Source organism: Microbispora cellulosiformans, from assembly GCF_008728085.1.
Classification (GTDB): domain Bacteria; phylum Actinomycetota; class Actinomycetes; order Streptosporangiales; family Streptosporangiaceae; genus Microbispora; species Microbispora amethystogenes.
In genome coordinates this window covers 331262-350425 of the sequence record NZ_VYTZ01000005.1, presented here as the reverse complement: position 1 = coordinate 350425, position 19164 = coordinate 331262, and the positions used below count along the sequence as shown (strand labels likewise).

The window sequence follows — 19164 nt, the reverse complement described above, 5'->3', positions numbered from 1 at the left end:
CGGCGGGTAAAGAGCCGTCCTCGGGCGGCGCCGGCGCGGCGGGGGAGCCGTAGAGTCCTCTGCCGTGCCGGAGACGCGACTTCATGCCCCGCCGCTTCCCGCGGACCCGTTGCCTTCCGCGGACCCGCTGCCCGTGCCGGTCCCCGACACGGTGCGGGCGGCCCTGCTCGCGCCGATGGTCGACCAGCACTGCCACGGGGTGCGGCGCGACGACCCGCCGCGTTCGGGGTTCGAGCAGCTGGTCGCCGAGGGCGGCGCGCCCGCGCCGCCCGGGACCACCCACTTCGACACCCCGGCGGGCGCGGCCATCCGGCGCTGGTGCGCGCCGGTCCTCGGCCTGGAACCACACGCGTCGGCCGCGGTGTACCTGTCCCGCCGCACCGAGCTCGGCGCCGCCGAGGTCAACCGGCGGCTGCTGCGCGGCGCCGGCGTCTCGGCCTTCCTGGTGGACACCGGCCCGGAGGCCCCCGACCTGCTCGGCCCCGCCGAGATGGGGCGGCTCGGCGGGGCCGTCGCCGACGAGATCGTCCGGCTGGAACAGGTCGAGCGGGACGTCGCCGAGGCGGGCCTGCCCGCCGTCGACTACGCGGGCGCGCTGCGGGACGAGCTCGCCGCCCGCGCGGCCCGCGCCGCCGGGCTGAAGACGGTCGCCGCGCACCGCCGCTGGCCCGGCTCCGACCCGTCCCGGCCCTCCCGCGGCAGCGTGATCGCCGCGGCCGGTCGCAGGCTCGCCGACCCCAAGGCCCGCCTCGCCGACCCGGTCCTCGTACGGCACCTGCTGTGGGCCGCCGCCGACGTGGCGAGGGAGCGGAGCCTGCCGATCCAGATCCACACGGCCGACCCGGCGGGGCTCACGGGGTTCGTCCTCGCCTTGGCCCCGCTCGGGGTGCCGGTCGTGCTGGTGCACTGCTATCCCTGCCACCGCGAGGCGGCGTACCTCGCGAGCGTCTTCCCGCACGTCTACGTGGACGCCGGCCTCGCCGTGGCGCTCACCGGGGCGGGATCGGCCCACATCCTGCGCGAGCTGCTGGAGCTCGCGCCGTTCCACAAGCAGATGTACGGCTCCGGCTGCCACGGCGCCGCCGAGCTGTGCTATCTGGCCGCCCTCTATCACCGCCGCGGCCTGGCCCGGCTGCTGGCCGGCCGGATCGCCGAGGGAGAGTGGAGCGTCTCCGACGCGGCCCGGATCGCCCACATGATCGGCTCGGCCAACGCCCGCCGCGTCTATCGCCTATAAACCGAATCTACAACGTAAAGGCAACGTCTTATTCCGCCGGGAGGCGCCGGAGCGGCACGCCCTTTCCGCAGGTCAGGCAGGCACAACGAGGTGATCGAAGATGGCCGGAACCCGCGCCGCTCTGCCGGACGCCACTGACGACGAGTTCCTGACCGGGGCCTTGGCCTCGGCCGATGCCTTCCGGGCCAAGCACCATGCGCCGCCGCTGACGCTCGATCCTGAACTCGTCGAGTAGGCCAAGTCCCGGGTGGCATCCCGTTCAGAGCACGAGGGCCTGTCGGCCGGGTACGGCGGCCTGCGCGAGGGCACCGGCGAGAACATCTTCTGGGGTGGCGGCACCGACGCCACGCCGCTGCCCGCCGCCGACGCCGTGTCCTCCTGGTACAACGAGATCGCCGACTACGACTGGGCCCAACCCGCCCGGCGACCCGCAGAAGACGGGCCACTTCAGCCGGCTGGTCTGGACGGGCTTCACCCGGGTCGGTGCGGGCCGCGTGTCCTACCCCAGCTCGGACGGCGAGTTCCTCGAGACCTACATCGCGTTCGTCCGCCGCATCCTGCCGCAGACGGCGACCGTCTCACGGCAGTACGGACCCTGCGTGTCAGCCGCCGTGCCCGTCCTGACCTCCGGAACCGCGCAGCGCAGCAGGGGCAGCCGCAGCCGTGGGCGAAGTACGCAAAGGCCCGGACCCCCGTCAGGGATCCGGGCCTTCATGTCGCCGCCCCGATCAGGCGCGACCAGGTGGCCGCCGTCCGGTTGGCCTCGACACCCTTGCACGAGATCAACCGGCAGAAGCGGCACACATACGGCGTTCCCGTCAGGAAATGGCGCAGCTGACGCCGTTGAGGGCAAACTGGTCAGGCTTGCCGGTATTGCCGGTATGGGTGGCCTGGAAGCCGATGTCGGTGGATCCGCCTGCTGCCAGCGTTCCGTTGTACGAGACGTTGCGCGCGGAGATCTGACCGCTGGAGCCGGTGTAGGTGGCGTTCCAGCCGTTGGTGATGGTCTGCCCGCCAGGAAGTGTGAACGCCAAGGTCCAACCGTCGATCGTTGATGTGCCACGGTTGGTGATGTGGATGCTGGCGGTGAACCCGTCGTTCCAGGAGTTCATCGTGTAGCTCACCTCGCAGGCGCCGGACTGGCTCGGCGAGGGCGAGGGCGAGGGCGTGGGGCTCGGCGAGGGCGTGGGGGTGGGCGAGGGCGTGGGGCTCGGTGAGGGTGTCGGGCTCGGCGAGGGCGTGGAGGTCGGGGCCGTGGAGAAGGTGATGTTGGAGACGTAGGAGTTGATGTTCCAGCTCGCGTCCGCGTCGGTTGAACTGGTGACGGGTTTGCCCTGGACGGTGAAGTTGGTGAAATGTACGCCGTTGATGTTCACGCTCGACGAACGACCGTGCAGGTTGACGACCTTCTTCACGTCGGAGGAGACGTTGGTGAAGTAGGCGTCGCGGATCGTCGCGGTGTTCTTCACGGTTCGCCAGGAAGGCGGCCGGTCCTCCTGCAGGTCGATCAGGCTGTCGGTGTTCTCCACCCTGATGTTCTCCCACCGGGTGTTCGAAACGACGGCCGTGTCGACCGCGTCGATCACCATCGAGCGTCCCGCCCTCACCACGTCGATGTCACGGAACGCGACCCCGTCCATCGACCGCCCTTCCGTCTTGGTGCCGATCTTCGCGCAGCCGGAATTGCTGTAGCAGACGACATGCTCGTGGACGACGTTCTTGGTGTCGATCGCACCGGCGGTGGTGTCCTCGTTCTTGGTCGCCATGTTGTCGTCACCGGTGTAGAGGAAGGCATTGGACAACAGGCCGTTGGTCGACTCGTCGAAATCCACACCGTCGGTGTTGTTGTAACCCGTCGTGGGCCGACAGTTGATCAGCTTGTAGTTCTTGATGGTGACCTTGTCGCTGCGGTAGACGAGCGTGTTCCAGTAGCTGGAGTCACGGACGATCGGGCCGTCGACCTGGATGTTCGAGCTCTGCTCGATCTTCAGCAACGCCAGATTCAGGCCCTGCGCCCGCAGCGACTTCCCGTTACCGTCGATGACACCGCGGCCCAGCAGCTTCGCGTTGCTGACCTGGTACACCCGCAGGGAGGCGTGCTGCATGCCCTCGATGTTCACCCCGCCGCTGCCGGTGTTGAAGTCCGCCTTGTTGTTCGAGCCGTAGAGGACCGCACCGGCGGCCAAATACAATGTCATGTTGCTTTTCAGCCAGAGCTCGCCGACCAGGTACTTGCCGGCCGGCACGTACAGGATATTGCGGGTCGCTCCCGACGCGGCGTTGATGGCACTTTGGATCTTGGCCGTGACGAGTGTCCCCCCGGTGTTGTCGACCCCGTAGTCGGCCAGGCTCTTGACGTTGGCGTCCCCCAGGTGCGGCGCATCGGACTCGGGTGCGTCAATGAGGATGAACAGCAGTTCTGCGGAGTCGAACTGGACGATCAAGTAGTTCGGGCCGCTGTCGAAGGTGATGGTGTTGCCGCTTCTGGTGACCGCCAGCTTCCGGCTCTTGGGGCTGACGGTGTACGAGTTGAAGCTTTGGGCGACGGTGACGGAGAACCTGGCGGTGCCCGCTGCCGCCATCGAGCAGTGCGCGTAGTGCACCTGCATCTCGGGAGCGAACTTGGTCATCTTCTCGACGAACAGCGGGGAGCCGTCCGCCGTGACGGTGTAGAGGGAACTCCTCGTGGCGCCCGGCAGTGTGGGATCGGCGACGCAGCCGCCGGCTGCCAGGGCGGCCGAGTCGTTGCCGGCCGGGCCGGTCGCCGCGATCGCGCCGTACTCCGGCGCCACCAGGGCGGTCGTCCCGACGCCGACGAAAACGGCAAGCAGTGTGCTTATTAGTAACTTCGCCAGAGGTTTGGTCTTCACAGGGATTCCTTGTTGTGGGAGGGCATGGAGTGCTGAGCGACTCGCATCACATCCGGTAGCCGATCCACCTCCTCTCGAAAGGGGCTGATCCCAGCGGATCAGCGGTGTGACCACGTGCGTTTCCCTGTCCGTCAGGCCGGCGGCTTCGAAGATCGCCGTGGGTCGTTCCGGGCCGCGCAGCAGGCGGAGCGCGGCCACTCGTCCGTCATGTCTGGTCGGCTCGGCGTGTACGACGAGGTCGGTGTCCACGCGAAGGCCCGCGACTCCCATGGCCGACCGGCCGCCCGCCCAGTTGGTGGCGCCGACATGCGGGACGTCGTCCGGCAGTTCGGTGGCGGGGTCGAAGACCACGAACGGGACTCTCCCTCGATGTCGGCCTTGACGGCGCCGATCAGTACTTCCTCGCGCAACCGGCATCGGACGACCAGGTATGTGGACAGGTATATGGAGACGATCGGCGCGTACTGGGCCTCGTGCGCACCATGGACTCTCCGCTGATGAGGAGCGATCCGCTCGACCCGTCGAACCATCTCAGAACAGAAACTTTCTAGATGATCAACACGAAACATAAACTAGAGATGAGGGCCGTCTCAGTCCACCCGCCCTCGGTAGCGTCGCCCTGCGCGGGCGGCTCCGCCCTCTCACCGACTGGTCCGCTGCCCCTATGACCATCGCCTTTGTCATCGACGCCGATCTGAACGCCCGTAAGTCGAGAAATTTTCCAGGCAAACTTTCCTGAATCTTTCAGAGCGGATTCGGCATACGGCGACGGCCAGACTCGCTCCCGCTGATCGCGCGCACCGCGCGTCAGGGCGCGGTGGGCGCCTCACCCCGAGTCGCGATCGTGGGGCCTGAGCTGGTTTGCTTGGACCCGTCACAACCGGCACCGACTCAACGGGGAAATGAATGCGCAGCGTCGAGCCCGAGGTCTTCCTCGTCGCCAAGCCGTCCGTCGACTACGACGAGCTGGCCCGCTATCTGCGGGAGGTCGGCGGGGAGAGCTGGCTGGAGCGGCTGGAGCGCGGCGAGTTCGACGCGCAGGACCTCGCCGAGTTCGCCGGGCGGCTGTGCTACCGCTCGTTCGAGCCGGGGCTGAACCCCAACGTGGTGCGGGTCCGTGCCGACCAGGAGGCGTACCTGCGCAACATCCTCGCCAGCGCGCACGGCAGCGTCCTGGAGCACGCCAGCTTCAGCTTCGTGCTGCACAACGTCTCGCGGGTGATGACCCACGAGCTCGTGCGGCACCGGCCGGGGGTGGCGATCTCGCAGGAGTCGCTGCGCTTCGTGCGGCTGAACGACCTGCCGTTCTGGTTCCCCGAGTGGGCGCGCGAGGACGCCGAGCTGATGAAGCGGGCGACCGAGATGCTCGACCGGATGGAGGAGTTCCAGAACTGGATGTCCGCCCACTTCGGGCTGGACGCCGACGGCGTGCCGTTCTCGGAGAAGAAGCACCGCACCTCGTTCATGCGGCGCTTCGCCCCCGAGGGCGTCGCGACGGGCCTGGTCTGGACGGCCAACATGCGCACGCTGCGCCACACGATCGAGTCCCGTACGGCCGCCGGGGCGGAGGAGGAGATCCGCCTCGTGTTCAACCGCATCGGGGAGATCATGCGGGCGGAGGCCCCGGCGTTGTTCGGCGACTACACGGTCGAGGACGGCGCCTGGATCCCCGGCTACCGCAAGGTCTGAGCGCCGGCCGGACAGTCACAACACGGCACTCAGACCACGGCGGCTCGCACGCACAGGACGTCGGGCAGGTGGCGGGCGATCAGCGTCCACGTCTCGCCCGCGTCGGTGGAGCCGTACACCTCGCCGTCCCGGGTGCCGAAGAACACCCCGGCGGGCCCGGCGGTCATGGCGTCCCGGAGCACGGCGGCGTGCGCCGGGCCCTCGGGCAGGCCCTCCGAGAAGCCCTGCCAGGTGGCTCCGGCGTCGTCGCTGCGGAACACCCGGCACCGGTAGCCGACGGGGGTGCGGTCGGCGTCGCCGTGCAGCGGGAAGACGTACAGGCGGTCGGGGTCGTCCGGACCGACCGCGATCGGGAACCCGAAGTCGGAGGGCAGCCCGGAACCGATCTCCGTCCAGGAGCCGCCGAAGTCGTCGGACCGGTAGACGCCGAAGTGGTGCTGGAGATAGAGCCGCTCGGGCCGCGCGGGATGCTGCGCCACCTTGTGCACGCACTGCCCGAACTCGGGATACTGCGCTCCCTCCGGCAGGAAGGGCGCGCGGATGTCGCTGTTGGACGGCCGCCAGCTGGCCCCGGCGTCGTCGCTGCGGAAGAAGCCGACGGCTGAGGCGGCGACACCGAGCCGGCCGGGGTCGGTGGGGTGCGGGATGACCGTGTGCAGGCACAGCCCCCCGCCGCCCGGCTGCCACCGCGGCCGGGTGGGGTGGTCCCACAGGCCCTCGACCAGCGTGTAGGTGGCCCCGCCGTCCTCCGAGCGGAACAGCGCGGCCGGCTCGGCGCCCGCCCACACCACTCCCGGCTCGGCCGGCGACGGCTGGAGCTGCCACACCCGGGCCAGCGCGGCCCCGGTGCGCTCGGGGAAGGCGACCGGCGGGGTGGCCGCCTCCTGCCACGTCTCGCCGAGGTCGTCCGACCACAGGACGGACGGCCCGAAGTGGCCGTACTCGATCCCGGCCAGGATCCGGGGCGCCGGCCCGCGCGTGTCGACGGCGACGGAGGGGACGCCGATGGTCGAGAAGCGCACGGGGTCGACCTCGAACGGCCCGCCGTTCGATGCGTGTGCCAGGAACAATCCTTTTCGGGTGCCGATCGCGAGTAGTGCGGGCATGCGTCCTCCCTGTCCGGATTTCGATCACGTTTTCGATTCGAATCCTGCCAGGAATCGGTCCGGCGTGCTCGCCGTTTCGGTCGGGTCCCTCCGGTCGCGCGCCCGATCGGTGTCGTGGCGATCGGTGTCGTGGCGATCGGTGTCGTGGCGATCGGTGTCGCGGTGGATCCGCGCGAGCGGCACCCCCGAGCGCCGCAGGCGCCGTACGGTCTCGTCCACCATGGGGGGCGGGCCGCAGACGTACACCTCGTGATCCGCCCAGGACGGGAACGCGTCCACGACGTCGGGAAGCCGGCCGCGCAGCCCCCGGTAGGCGGGGTCGTCGGAGACCACCGGCAGCACCCGCAGCCAGGGGAAGCCCGCCGCCATCCGCGCCAGATCGGGCATGTCGTACAGGTCGCCCGCGTGCCGTACCCCGAACAGCAGGTGGATGTTGGGGCGGCGGCCGGAGTCGATGACGTGCTCCATGACGGCCTTCAGGGGTGCGAGCCCGGTGCCGCCGGCGACGCACAGGATGTCGCGGTCCGACTCGGGGGGCGCCATCGTGCCCGCGGGCGGGCCAAGCAGCAGCTGGTCGCCGGTACGCGTGTGGCGGACCAGGGCCGAGCTCACCCAGCCGCCGGGCACGGCCCGCACGTGCAGGCGCAGCGTGCCGTCTGGGCGGGGGGCGTTGGCGATGGAGAAGCGCCGCCACACCCGCGGCCATCTGGCCGTCTGCACCGTGACGTGCTGCCCGGGGACGAAGTCCATCGGCTGCGACGGCCGCAGCGTGAGGACCGCGAGGTCGCGGCAGCGCGGCTCGTGGCCGATCACCTCCGCCAGCCACCACGGGGGAGTGGTCTCCGCCGCGGCCGCGTCCGTCATGATCCGCGAGGCCATGGCGTACGCCTCGGTCCAGGCGGCCTCGGTCTCCTCGGTCCAGGTCCGCGCGGCGAAGCGCCTCATGGTCGCGAGCAGGGCGGCGCCGGCGGCCGCGTGGTGCTCGGGGGAGAAGCCGTACCTGCGCTGGTCGCGGCCCAGCCCGGCGAGATAGGACGTCAGCCTCTCAGGGCTGTCGAGCTCCCGGACGATCCTCCTGAGGATGTCGAGGAGCCGGCCGCGCGGCGCCGCCATGTCCGGCGGGAACATCCCGCGCAGGCTGGGGCAGTGCGCGAACAGCAGTCCGTAGAAGTACGCGGCGGCCCGCCCCGCGACGGGTTCGACGAGCGCGAAGCTTTCCTTGATCAGGCGTGTGTTCGGCGACATCGGTTGTGTCCCACCCTAGGGACCGGAAGCGTGCTCCGGTCTGTCGATCCACCTCCCTGACGGCTCCGGGTGACGAGCGCCGGAGGCCCCGGCCCGACCGGTCGCTCACCCCGGAGTGTTCCACCCACTCCGGTGCGTCACAACCAATCTGCGGGCAAGGCGACCAGCTGTGAACGCTTCGTTATTTTTCGTGATCCTTGCCTTGTGACTGGTGTGACTGATGTGGTTACTGATCCAAAAGTCGACAAAAAGGAAAGAAGCTGCGCCATGATGGGCCCTGCTCCGCCCGTGAACCGCCACTTATGAACCGCCGCCCGTGAACCCCAGCCGCCCATGAACCACAGGAGTCGCCATGGCGCGTCCGATCGTCGGCATCACCACCTACCTTGAGGCCGCGCGCTGGGGGACGTGGGTCCGTGAGGCCGCGGTGTCGCCGCACGCGTACGCGCGTGCGGTCGAGAAGGCGGGCGGCGCGCCCGTCCTGCTCCCGCCGCTGAGCCCGGTGTCCGCCGGCGACCACGCGCGCCGCCTCGACGCCGTCATCCTCGCCGGCGGCGTCGACGTCGACCCCGCGCTGTACGGCGAGGCGCCCGCCGCCGAGGCGGACGACGGCGACGCGCTCGCCGCGCCGCAGCCGCACCGCGACCGGTTCGAGGTGGCGCTCGCCCAGGCGGCGGTGGAGTCCGACGTGCCGCTGCTCGGGATCTCGCGCGGCATGCACGTGCTCAACGTGGCGCAGGGCGGCACGCTGATCACCTCCCTGCCCGCGGCCGTGGGCCACGACCGGCACGAGACCGCGAGGCACGTCGTGACCATCAGCGTGACGAGCCGGCTGGGCAAGGCGGTCGGCGACCGCGCCGAGGTGACCGGCGCGCACGGCCGGGCCGTACGGCGTCTCGGCACCGGCCTGCTCGCCGTGGCCTGGGCGGACGACCAGATCGTCGAGGGCGTCGAACTCCAGGGCCACCGTTTCGCCGTCGGCGTCCAGTGGCACCCCGAGCGCGGCGCGGACAACCGCCTCATCGAGGCTCTGGTGGACGCCGCCCGTCCTTGATTACTGTTCAGGGATGGCGTTGCATCCCCAGGCCGCGGCCTACCTCGCGCTGTTCCCCTCCGACCTCGGCGCCGACCTCGCCTCCCTCTCCCGCGAGCAGATCGCCGAAATGCGGACGATGGACGGGCTGGCCGAGCAGCGCGGGCCGAGGATCGACCTACCTGTGGTCAGGGACGAGACGGTGGCCGGGGTCCCGGTCCGGATCTACCGCCCGGAGCCCGGCGAGCACCCGCTGCCGGTGCTCGTCTACTACCACGGCGGCGGCTGGGTCTTCGGCAGCGTCGAGCGCAACGACCCCCTCGCGCGGGATCTCGCCGCGCGCACCGGCGCCGTGGTGGTCTCGGTGGACTACCGTCTCGCGCCCGAGCATCCGTTCCCGGCGGCGGCCGACGACGCCTTCGCGGTGGTCCGCGACGTATACGACAGGCCCGGCTTCTACGGCGGCGACGCCGGCCGGGTCGCGGTAGTCGGCGACAGCGCCGGCGGCAACCTCGCGGCCGTGGCCGCGTGGCTCGCCAGGGACGCGGGCCTCCGGCTCGCCCATCAGGCGCTGATCTACCCGGTCGCCGACGTCGCCGGCGACACGCCCAGCTTCCAGGCGAACGGGAAGGGGTACGGGCTGGAGGCGGCGGAGATGAGGTGGTTCGTCGAGCAGTACGCGGGCGGCGCCGATCCGCGCGACCCCCGTCTGGCGCCGCTCCACCTGCCGGACAAGTCGGGTCTCGCGCCCGCGACGGTGATCACGGCCGAGTACGACCCGTTGTGCGACGAGGGGGCCGCCTACGCCCGGGCGCTCGCGGAGGCCGGTGTGCCGGTGGAGTACCGGTGCTTCGAGGGCGCGCTGCACGGCTTCCTCGGCCTGCCCGGGTTCTTCGACCAGGCGGTCGAGGGCCGCGACCTCCTCACCGCGCGGCTCAAGGAGGCGTTCGCGTGACCCGCGCCGAGGAGCTCAGAAGCTTCTCGGCAGGCCGAGGACCTGGGTGGCCAGGTGGTTCAGCAGCAGCTCCTCGGTGACCGGGGCGATCCTGCCGATCCTGGCGTCGGCGAGCAGCCGGGCCACGGGATACTCCAGCGAGTAGGCCATGCCGCCGTGGGTCTGGAACGCGGCGTCCGCCGCCTCCCACGCGGCCCGCGAGGCGGCCAGCTTGGCGATGTTGGCCTCGGTGCCGCAGGGCAGCCCGTTGTCGAAGGACCAGGCCGCCTTGTACAGCATCAGCCTGGCCAGCTCGATCTCGGCCTTGACCCGCGCCAGCGGGAACGCGACCGCCTGGTTGGCGCCGATCGGGCGGCCGAAGACCTCCCGCTGCTTCGCGTAGTCCACCCCCACCCGCAACGCCACCTCGGCCGCGCCGAGCGCGCTCGCGGCCAGCAGGATCCGCTCGGGGTTCAGCACGTCCCACAGCACGGCGACGCCCCGGTCCACCTCGCCGAGCACGCTGGACGCGGGCAGCCGCAGGTCGTCGACGAAGACCATGTTGGACGGAGTGGTGTTCGCGCCCATCTTGGGGATGGGCCGGTAGGTCAGGCTGCCCGCCCGCACCGCCTCGGGCACGTCGACCAGGAACACCGTCAGCCCGTCGGTGCGGGGCCGCGCCTGCTCCGCCGGGATCGTCCGGGTGACCAGCAGCATCCGGGCGGCCCGCTGCACCCCGGTGATCCAGACCTTCTGGCCGTTGACCACGAAGTCCGAGCCGTCGCGGCGGGCGAAGGTCGAGATCGCCAGGGAGTTGGACCCGGCGTCGGGCTCGGTCAGCGCGAAGCACGTCTCCAGCTCGCCCGTCGCCAGCTTCGGCAGCAGGGCGTCCTTCTGCTCGGCCGAGCCGTGCCTGGCCAGCGTGAGCGCCCCGAAGCCCGGCGTCAGCACGTACATGAAGGCCGAGCCCCCGGCCGAGCCCGAGGCCGACAGGGTCTCGGTGGCCACCGCGAGTTCGAGCAGGCCCTGGCCCGCCCCGCCGTACTCCTCCGGGACGGCCAGGCCGAGCCAGCCGCCCTTGGCGAGATCCGCCCACACCTCCTCCGGCCAGCGCTTCTCCGTCTCGCAGCGCTGCCAGTAGGCCATGTCGTACCGAGCGCAGACGTCCGCGACGCCGCGCCGCACCGCCTGCGCGCTCTCCGGCAGGGTGAAGTCCATGCCGACACTGTAGATCCGTCACCGGGGGACGGCGTCCGCCCGCGGGCGGCGGGCGTGGTAGACGAACGCGGGCGGCAGGTTGCGCCAGACGGTGCGGCCCGCCACCACCTCCTCGAAGGAGGCGGTCAGCGCGCGGCGGAAGCGCAGGGCGGCGGGCAGCGCGCGGGCGTGGACGTAGGAGAAGGTCGTGAACGCGCCGCCCGGGGCGAGCGCGCCGACCGCCGCGCGCAGCAGCGCGGCCTGGTGGCCTGCGGAGAACGCCGCCCAGGGCAGCCCGCTGACGATCACGTCGGCCGCGGCCAGCCCCCGCTCGGCGAGCAGGGCGGGCAGGTCCGCGGCGCTCCCGACGACCAGGTCGACCCCCGGGTGGCGGGCCGCGAGCCGTCCCGCCAGGAGCGGGTTGATCTCGACGGCCAGATGGCGTCCCCGTCCCGCGAGCCGCCGCTGGATCTCGGCGGTGAAGGGCCCGGTGCCCGGTCCCAGCTCCACCACGACAGGCTCGCCCCCCTCGGGTACCGGTGCGCACACCGCCCGCGACAGCCGCCGCGAGCTGGGCGCGACCGCTCCCGTGGCGGCCGGGGAGCGCAGGAACTGGCCGAGGAGAACCGCTGACTCACTGTTCATGCCGGTCACGCTAGGGCGGATCACAGCCCGATCCGCCCGCGGTACGGGCCGACCTGGCGGCCGGTAGGCACACGGAGAGCGGCCAGAAGGAGGAGGCGTGGTCCTCCGGCCGGAGGAGGGCCGCCACCCCGGGAGTTCGGTAGCGTTCCCCCATGCGGCGGCCCTTCTCGCGTGGCCCGGTTCTCGACGTCTTCCTCGCGGTGAGCGGGACCGGCCTCGACGTGCTGGTCAGCGCGGGATCCTGGACGGGCGACAACGGCCCGGCCCCGGTGTGGGTGGGGCTGGGGCTCGCGCTGCTGGCCGGGCTGCCGATGGGGCTGGTGCGCCGATGGCCCGGCCCGGTGGCCGTCTACCTGGCCGCGCTGCTGATGGCCTGCGACCAGGTCGGCGCGTTCACCGTCAACACCGTCCAGATCCTGCTGCCCATCGCCGTCGGCGTGCTGGCCCGGGGGCGCTCCTGGCGCTGGACGGCGCCGGTGGCCGTGCTCGCCGTCGCCGCGACGGCCGTGAACCTCGCCGACCCCGGCATCGCGCTCACCTCGAACACCTGGTTCTACTCGGCCGGCCTGATCGCCGCCCCGGTGCTGATCGGCGGCTATCTGCGCACGCAGGCGGGGCGGCGCCGGGAGGATCCGGCCCCGCTGCTCGACCTCCTCCTCGCCGGCGGCGGGGTGGCGCTGGCGGTGCTCACCACCTGGCCCTACTGGCACAGCGGGGCGCCGCCGGTGTGGGCGGTCGCGCTCGGGGTCATGCTCGCGGGGCTCGCGCTGGGCGTCGTGCGGCACCTGCCCGGCGCGGTCCTGCTGCTGGAGAGCCTCACGCTGGTCGTCGCCGACCAGTACGTGCCGAGGACCGGCAACAGCCTGCAGCTGCTCGCCCTGGTGGCCCTCGGCGTGTTCGCGACCCGCGCCGCCTGGCCGTGGCTCGCCGCGGCGTACGCGCTGACCTGCTCGGTCTCCGCGCTCGTGATCGTGGACGACGCCGCCGACGTCACCCCGTTCCGGGTGGTGGCGCTGATGATGATGGTGACCGCACCGGTGGCGATCGGCCGGTACGTCGGCGCGCGGCAGGCGCAGGCCCGGCACGCGGCCGAGCTGGCCGCCGAGCGGGCCAGGGCCGGGCGGCTGGCCGAGCGGGAGCGGATCGCCCGCGAGGTCCACGACATCGTTGCCCACCACGTCGGGGCGATGGTCCTGCGGGCGAGCGCGGCGCAGTACGCCGGGGCGGACGGCCCGGCCGCCGAGGCGCTGGCCGACATCAGGGAGACCGGGCACCGCGTCCTGGAGGACCTGCGCGGGCTGCTCACCGTGCTGCGCGATCCCGCCGAGGCGCTGCGCGACGACCTCCCGCTCGCGGACATGCTCGCCGACCCCGGCGACGTGCTGCGGGACGCGGTGGCGCGGATGTCGGCGGCCGGCCTGCACGTGGACCTGCGGCAGTCGCCCGAGGCGGGCCTGGCCCCGCTGGTGCTGCGCGCGGCGGCGGCCAGGATCGTCCAGGAGGGGCTCACCAATGTGCTGAAACACGCGGGGCCCGGCGCCCGCGCCGAGGTCGGCGTGCGGACGCGCGAGGGCGCGCTGGTGGTGGAGGTGCGCAACGGCCCGGGCCCGGCCCGCCCGCCGGAGGCGCTGCCGTCCCACGGCCAGGGCATCGCGGGCATGCGGGAGCGGGCCCGCGCCTTCGGGGGGCGCGTCACCGCCGGCCCGGCCGGGGACGGCGGGTGGCGGCTGACCGCCTCGCTGCCCATCCCGCCCGAGGGCGCGTGCGAGAGCCCGCCCGACTGCCACATGAGGGGGAGACTCGCGTGATCCGCGTCGTCGTCGCCGACGACCAGGCCCTCGTACGGGCCGGCGTCCGCATGATGCTGGAGGCGGCCGGGGACATGGAGGTGTGCGGCGAGGCCGCCGACGGCGCCGAGGCCGTACGGCTGGACGAGCGGCACCGTCCCGACGTCGTGCTGATGGACCTGCGCATGCCGCGCGTGGACGGGCTGGAGGCCACCCGCAGGATCCTCGCCGCCCGGCCGTCCGCCCGGATCGTCGTGCTCACCACGTTCGCCGAGGACGAGAACCTCTACGCCGCGCTGGGCGCGGGCGCGCTCGGGTTCCTGGTCAAGGACGACCCGCCCGCCCACATGGTCGAGGCCGTGCGGCGGGCCGCGGCGGGGGAGCCCCCGCTCGCGCCGTCGGTGCTGCGGCGGGTCGTCGAGCGGGCCCTGGCCGCCGAGCGGCAGACGCTGCCGCCGCCCGCGGCCCTGACCGAGCGCGAGGCGCAGGTGCTGACGCTGATCGGCGTGGGCCTGTCGAACGCGGAGATCGCCGGACGGCTGCACGTGGGCGTCACGACCGTGAAGAGCCACGTCGCCGCGCTCATCGAGAAGCTGGGTCTGCGCAACCGCACGCAGGCGGCGGTGATGGCGCACCGGTTCGGGTTGGTGGACGCCGCCTTCACCCCCGTGACGCCTCCACGGAACGGCCGGGACGCCGGCGTGTAGGTAGGGCTCGGCCCCAAGCGGTTGTTTAGCCGCTCCCAAGGCCGTGAGAAGCGGGTGTCGAGAAGGCCCTCCTAGCGTTCGTGTCCGGCGCCCGATCGGGCGCCGTCACACCGGAGAACGCGCCGTCCCCGGACGGCGGGAGGGATCACCATGGACAGGATCAGAATCGACGACATCGCGGCGGCCGGGCCGGAGCTCGACGAGGGAGACCTCCGCCTCGTCAACGGCGGCCGGAAGTTCGAGTGGTCGAGCCAGGTCATGACCCCGGACGGCAGCATCGACGCCAAGGACCTCGACTTCTGAGCGACCGCTTCCGAATGACCGCGCGGGGCGCCCTTCCGGCGCCCCGCGCCCGATCGGGAAGCCCGATCAGGAAGACAGCCCAGAAAGGGCGGGAGATGTCCGGCGAGATACTCATCCTCACGATCGACGGAGACTCCCATGCGGAGCACGTGGCCCGTCTGCTGGCCGCGCGGGGAGCGGAACCGGTCGTCTTCGACCCGGCCGGCTATCCGGTCCGCGCGGTGCTCGACGCGGTTTACCACCGTGACGGGCGGGTGCGGCGGCGGCTGCGCACGGAGACGGCGGACGTCGATCTCGATCATCTGACGGCGTTGTGGTTCCGCCGTCCCCAGGCTCCCGTCGCGCATCCCGAGATCGCCGACCCGGTGGCACGTGCTTACATCGAGCAGGAGTGCGCGGTGTTCGCCGGGGACCTGTGGGAGCAGCTCGACTGCCGCATGGTCCCCGCGCCCAGGGAACGGGTGAGGCTGGCCCAGCGCAAGCCGTCACAGCTGGTCCTGGCCGGTCGTCTCGGATTCGAGCTGCCGGACACGCTGATCACCAATGACCCCGGCGAGTTCCTGGACTTCTACAACCGGCACCGGGGCCGCGTCATCACCAAGCCCCTGGGCGTTCCCGCGACGTCCCGCGCCGACGGGGAGGGCGTGGCCCGGATGTCGGAACCGGTGTCCACCCGGGACGTGACGTACGCGGACGCGATCAGGTTCGGCCCGGTCGTCATCCAGGAGTACGTGCCCAAGCGGGTCGAACTCCGGGTGACCGTCGTGGGGCGGGCCGTCTTCGCGGCGGAGATCCACTCGCAGGAGAGCAACCACACGAGGCTCGACTGGCGCCGCTACGACCCGGGCGGCACCCGCCATGAGGTGCACGAGCTGCCGCCGGAGGTGGCCGGGCGCTGCGTGCGGATCGTGCGGCGGCTCGGCCTGCGCTATGGAGCGATCGATCTCATCCTCACCCCCGACGGGCGCTACGTCTTCCTCGAAGTCAACCCCAGTGGCCAGTGGCTCTGGATCGAGAAGGCCACCGGCCTGCCGATCGGCGCGGCGTTGTGTGACCTGTTGATGTACGGCACGGTCCGAGAGGAGACCGCACATGTTGCCCGACGCCCTTGAAACCCTCCGCGGCCTGGACGGCGCCGAGCCGTCCGAGGCCCGGGAGCGCCTGCGGGAGTTGCGGGAGCGCCATCCCGGCGTGCGCTTCCGGCTGCTGTGGCAGCGGGAGGACTACGACGACTCCCTCCACTACGACCTTCTGATCAAACGGCCGGGGGAGGGGACCGTGTCGCTGTCCTGGTGCCCCGACCGCGCCCTGCCCTGGCCCCTGCGGGGCGTGCAGCGAGCCGGCGAGACGCTGCTGCTGCGGATCGACGGAGTCGGGGTCAAGGTGGTCGACGCGGTCGCCCGGCTCGACTTCCTCTGGGACGAGGCCCGGCTGGTGGACCGGATCGTCGCCGCCGCCCTCGTCCAGGCGGAGCTGGAGGAGGCGCCGGTCGAGCTCTTCGACCACGAGATCCAGGAGGCGGTGGACGCGTTCCGGCGCGCCCGGGGGCTGCTCACCGCGGAACGGACGCGCGAGTGGATGGACCGCCGCTCCCTCACCCTGGTGGATCTCCGGGAGCTGGTCGCGGGGGAGGTGGCCGTCGCCCGCGTCCGCGAGCGGGTGACGGCCGGACGGGTCGAGCCGTACTTCGAGGAGCACCGGGAGGAGTTCGGCACGGCCCGGGTCGCCCGGCTCACCTTTCCCGGCTCCGAGGCGGCCCTGCGGGCGGCGGCCGAGATCGACGCCGGAGCCGGCTTCTTCGCGCCGGCGGAGCGGACGCGCGGCGCCCGGCTGGTCGTCGAGGACGTGCCCGCGGCCGAGATCGGCACCGCCCGCCCCGGCGACGTCGTCTCGCCCGCCCCGGACGTCCTGCTCAAGGTGATCTCCGTGGCCGGCGCCGAGCTCGACGCGGACACGCGCCGCCGCGTCGAACGGCGGGTCTTCGACCTGTGGATCGACGAACGCCGCCGGGCCGCGAAGATCGAATGGTTCTGGGGAACCACGGCGCGGACCGGCACGCGGTGAACGGGCAGATCTTCCGCGCCGAGGCGCTGCGCCGCCGTGCCGCCCCGCCGTCCGCCCCGGCCGCTGTGAAAGAGGTCGGCGACCGTGTGCTCGTCCTGCTCTGGTGCGCGGTCGCGGTGCTCGCCTCGGGGCTGGCCGTTCTCACCGCTCTGGTCCTGAGGGGTGGCGGGTGAGACGGGTCCCGGTCCTGCTGCAGAACTCGGCGACCGAGTGCGGCGCGGCCTGCCTGGCCGTGATCTTGTCCTTCCACGGCCACCGCATCACCGTGCAGGAGGTCACCGACCACCTCCAGGTGGGCAGGGACGGCCTGAGCGCGCTGGCCGTCGTCCGCGCCGCGCGGGAGTTCGGCCTGAAGGCCAGGGCGTTCTCGCTGGAGCCGGCCGACCTCGGGCGGGTGCCCATGCCCGCGATCGTCCACTGGGAGTTCCAGCACTTCGTGGTGGTGGAGCGGTGGACCCCCGATCACGTGGACATCATGGACCCCGGCCAGGGACGCAGGCGGCTCACGCCCGCAGAGTTCGACGCCGGGTTCACCGGCGTGCTGCTGGCGTTCGAGCCGGAGCCGGGGTTCCGCCGCGTGCGGTCCGGCGCCGCGCGGGCGTGGCGGCGCGACTTCCTGCGCGCCCTGGTGCTCCGCAGGAAGGGCCTGCTCACCCAGGTGCTCGCGGCGTCGGTGCTGCTCCAGGTGCTCGGCCTGGGGCTCGCGACGGCGTTCCAGGTCGTCGTCGACCGGATCCTCCCACGCGGGGACTCCGGGCTCCTCGCGCTCCTCGGCGTGGCCGTGCTGGTCGCCGTGGTCACCCAGTTCGCGGTGGGCTACCTGCGTTCGGTGCTGCTCGTCGCGCTCCGCTCGCGCACCGACGGCGAGGTGACGCGGAATCTGGTGTCGCACCTCGTCGCGCTGCCGTACCGGTACTTCGCGGTGCGTGGCAAGGCGGACCTGGTGAACCGATCGAACAGCGTCATGGCCCTGCGCGAGACGCTGACCGGCCAGATCCTCTCGTCGTTGCTCGACGGGCCGCTCGCCCTGGTCTACCTGCTGCTCGTCTTCGCCTGGGACCCGGTCTTCGGCGCCTTCCTCGCGCTGCTCGCCGCGGGGCAGGCCGCCCTCCTGCTCGGCACCGCCCGCCGGGTGGGCGAGCTGACCAGGCGCGAGCTGGCCGCTCTCGCCGACACGCAGGGCCGCCTGATGGAGGCCGTCGGCGGCATCGAGACGCTCAAGGCGTCCGGGGCCGAGCCGCGGGCGACGCGGCGCTGGTCGGACCTGTTCGCCCGGCAACTCGACGCCGACGTGCGGGGAGGGCTCGTGCGGGGGCTCATCGAGGCGGCGCTCGGGGCGGTGCGCCATCTCGCGCCGCTGGGGCTGCTGTGGGTCGGCGCGTGGCGGGTGCTCGACGGGTCGCTGAGCCTCGGGACGCTGCTCGCGCTGAACGCCCTGGCCACCGCCGCGCTCACCCCGATCGGCTCGCTGATGACCAGCCTGCGCAGCCTTCAGCAGGCCGGGGCGCACTTCGACCGGCTGTCGGACATCCTCGCCGCCGAGCCCGAGCCGTCCACGGGGATCGAGGTGCTGCGGCTGCGCGGCGGCATCGAGCTGCGCGGGGTGGGTTTCCGCCACGACCCGCGCGGCGCGTGGACGCTGCGCGACGTCTCGCTGGTCGTGCGGCCGGGGCAGAAGGTCGCGCTGGTCGGTCCCTCGGGGTCGGGCAAGAGCACGCTCGCCCGCCTCCTGCTCGCCCTGTACCGGCCGACGGCCGGGGAGATCCGGTACGACGGCGTTCCCGCGGCCGAGCTCAACCCGCGGTCGCTGCGCCGCCAGTTCGGTGTGGTCACCCAGGAGCCGTCGCTGTTCACCGGGACGATCCGGGAGAACATCGCGCTCAATCTCCCCGAGGCCGGCCTGGACCGGATCGCCGAGGCGGCCCGGATCGCGGGCCTGCACGACGAGATCATGGCGATGCCGATGGGCTACGAGACGATCCTGGTCGAGGGCGGCGGCCTGTCGGGCGGGCAGCGCCAGCGCCTCGCCCTGGCCCGCGCGCTGCTGCCCCGCCCCACGGTGCTGCTGCTCGACGAGGCGACCAGCAACCTGGACAGCGCGACCGAGGCCGGCATCGAGGCGCGGCTGTCCCGCCTGACGCAGACCCGCATCGTGATCGCGCACCGGCTGAGCACGGTGCGGGACGCCGACCTGATCCTGGTCATCGAGGGCGGCACGGTGGTGGAGCGGGGCACCCACGAGGAGCTGCTGGCCCTGGGCGGGCGCTACACCCGGCTCGTCGCCGCGCAGACGGCCCCCGCCGGGGTCGCCGCTCCGCGAAACGGCCGGGATACCGGCATGTAGGGT

General features: G+C 72.3%; 17 protein-coding genes. 12 read left to right on the top strand and 5 right to left on the bottom strand.

The features are described from left to right. The first annotated feature begins 109 nt into the window (after positions 1–109). Together F5972_RS15865 and F5972_RS38845 are read left to right on the top strand one after the other, a co-directional pair. Complete coding sequence (locus F5972_RS15865; protein ID WP_225311525.1) at positions 110–1237, top strand: amidohydrolase family protein; 1128 nt, start codon at positions 110–112, stop codon at positions 1235–1237. 100 nt (positions 1238–1337) lie between these two features. Beyond that, positions 1338–1472: a hypothetical protein gene (locus tag F5972_RS38845; RefSeq protein ID WP_263641833.1), complete on the top strand. Its 135-nt coding sequence runs from the start codon at positions 1338–1340 to the stop codon at positions 1470–1472. A gap of 583 nt (positions 1473–2055) precedes the next feature. Here F5972_RS38845 and F5972_RS38135 read toward each other — a convergent pair. Then, positions 2056–4458: a cellulose binding domain-containing protein gene (locus tag F5972_RS38135; RefSeq protein WP_225311524.1), complete on the bottom strand. Its 2403-nt coding sequence runs from the start codon at positions 4456–4458 to the stop codon at positions 2056–2058. A gap of 555 nt (positions 4459–5013) precedes the next feature. Here F5972_RS38135 and thyX point away from each other — a divergent pair. Continuing rightward, a complete protein-coding gene (gene thyX / locus F5972_RS15855; RefSeq protein ID WP_150934252.1) occupies positions 5014–5796 on the top strand; it encodes an FAD-dependent thymidylate synthase in 783 nt (260 codons plus the stop codon). 29 nt (positions 5797–5825) lie between these two features. Here the strand turns inward: thyX and F5972_RS15850 are convergent, their stop codons facing one another. Next, positions 5826–6902, bottom strand: a complete 1077-nt coding sequence (locus tag F5972_RS15850) for a WD40/YVTN/BNR-like repeat-containing protein (protein ID WP_150934251.1) — start codon at positions 6900–6902, stop codon at positions 5826–5828. 24 nt (positions 6903–6926) lie between these two features. Beyond that, positions 6927–8147 carry an FAD-binding oxidoreductase gene (locus F5972_RS15845; protein WP_150934250.1) on the bottom strand — a complete coding sequence of 407 codons (1221 nt, stop codon included), beginning with the start codon at positions 8145–8147 and terminating at the stop codon, positions 6927–6929. A gap of 352 nt (positions 8148–8499) precedes the next feature. Here F5972_RS15845 and F5972_RS15840 point away from each other — a divergent pair, with 352 nt between their 5' ends. Continuing rightward, complete coding sequence (locus tag F5972_RS15840) at positions 8500–9201, top strand: gamma-glutamyl-gamma-aminobutyrate hydrolase family protein (protein WP_150934249.1); 702 nt, start codon at positions 8500–8502, stop codon at positions 9199–9201. A gap of 13 nt (positions 9202–9214) precedes the next feature. After that, the gene (locus F5972_RS15835; RefSeq protein WP_150934248.1) at positions 9215–10135 is read left to right on the top strand and encodes an alpha/beta hydrolase; all 921 of its coding nucleotides are present in this window, start codon (positions 9215–9217) and stop codon (positions 10133–10135) included. Between the two features lie 15 nt (positions 10136–10150). On the opposite strand, the gene F5972_RS15830 is transcribed toward F5972_RS15835, so the two are convergent. Then, on the bottom strand, positions 10151–11332 hold the full coding sequence (locus F5972_RS15830; protein ID WP_150934247.1) for an acyl-CoA dehydrogenase family protein: 1182 nt from the start codon (positions 11330–11332) through the stop codon (positions 10151–10153). 18 nt (positions 11333–11350) lie between these two features. After that, entirely contained in the window at positions 11351–11956 is a 606-nt protein-coding gene (locus F5972_RS15825; protein WP_150934246.1) for a class I SAM-dependent methyltransferase, read from the bottom strand. Positions 11957–12108: 152 nt separating this feature from the next. On the opposite strand from F5972_RS15825, the gene F5972_RS15820 reads away from it, so the two are divergent. From F5972_RS15820 to F5972_RS15795, 7 genes are all read left to right on the top strand, one after another. Then, positions 12109–13764, top strand: coding sequence for a histidine kinase (locus F5972_RS15820; protein WP_150934245.1), 1656 nt, complete (start codon positions 12109–12111; stop codon positions 13762–13764). Then, positions 13761–14450: a response regulator gene (locus tag F5972_RS15815; protein ID WP_150934244.1), complete on the top strand. Its 690-nt coding sequence runs from the start codon at positions 13761–13763 to the stop codon at positions 14448–14450. The genes F5972_RS15820 and F5972_RS15815 overlap by 4 nt, the downstream gene beginning before the upstream one ends. A 150-nt stretch (positions 14451–14600) precedes the next feature. After that, a complete protein-coding gene (locus tag F5972_RS37240) occupies positions 14601–14753 on the top strand; it encodes a hypothetical protein (protein WP_191910142.1) in 153 nt (50 codons plus the stop codon). Between the two features lie 95 nt (positions 14754–14848). Continuing rightward, positions 14849–15865, top strand: coding sequence for an MvdC/MvdD family ATP grasp protein (locus F5972_RS15810; protein ID WP_150934243.1), 1017 nt, complete (start codon positions 14849–14851; stop codon positions 15863–15865). After that, positions 15846–16817, top strand: a complete 972-nt coding sequence (locus F5972_RS15805; protein ID WP_150934242.1) for a TIGR04500 family putative peptide maturation system protein — start codon at positions 15846–15848, stop codon at positions 16815–16817. Before F5972_RS15810 ends, F5972_RS15805 begins: the two co-directional genes overlap by 20 nt. Then, positions 16814–16990 carry a hypothetical protein gene (locus F5972_RS15800; RefSeq protein ID WP_191910141.1) on the top strand — a complete coding sequence of 59 codons (177 nt, stop codon included), beginning with the start codon at positions 16814–16816 and terminating at the stop codon, positions 16988–16990. The genes F5972_RS15805 and F5972_RS15800 overlap by 4 nt, the downstream gene beginning before the upstream one ends. Then, on the top strand, positions 16987–19161 hold the full coding sequence (locus tag F5972_RS15795; protein ID WP_150934240.1) for a peptidase domain-containing ABC transporter: 2175 nt from the start codon (positions 16987–16989) through the stop codon (positions 19159–19161). The genes F5972_RS15800 and F5972_RS15795 overlap by 4 nt, the downstream gene beginning before the upstream one ends. The last annotated feature ends 3 nt before the right edge of the window (positions 19162–19164 follow it).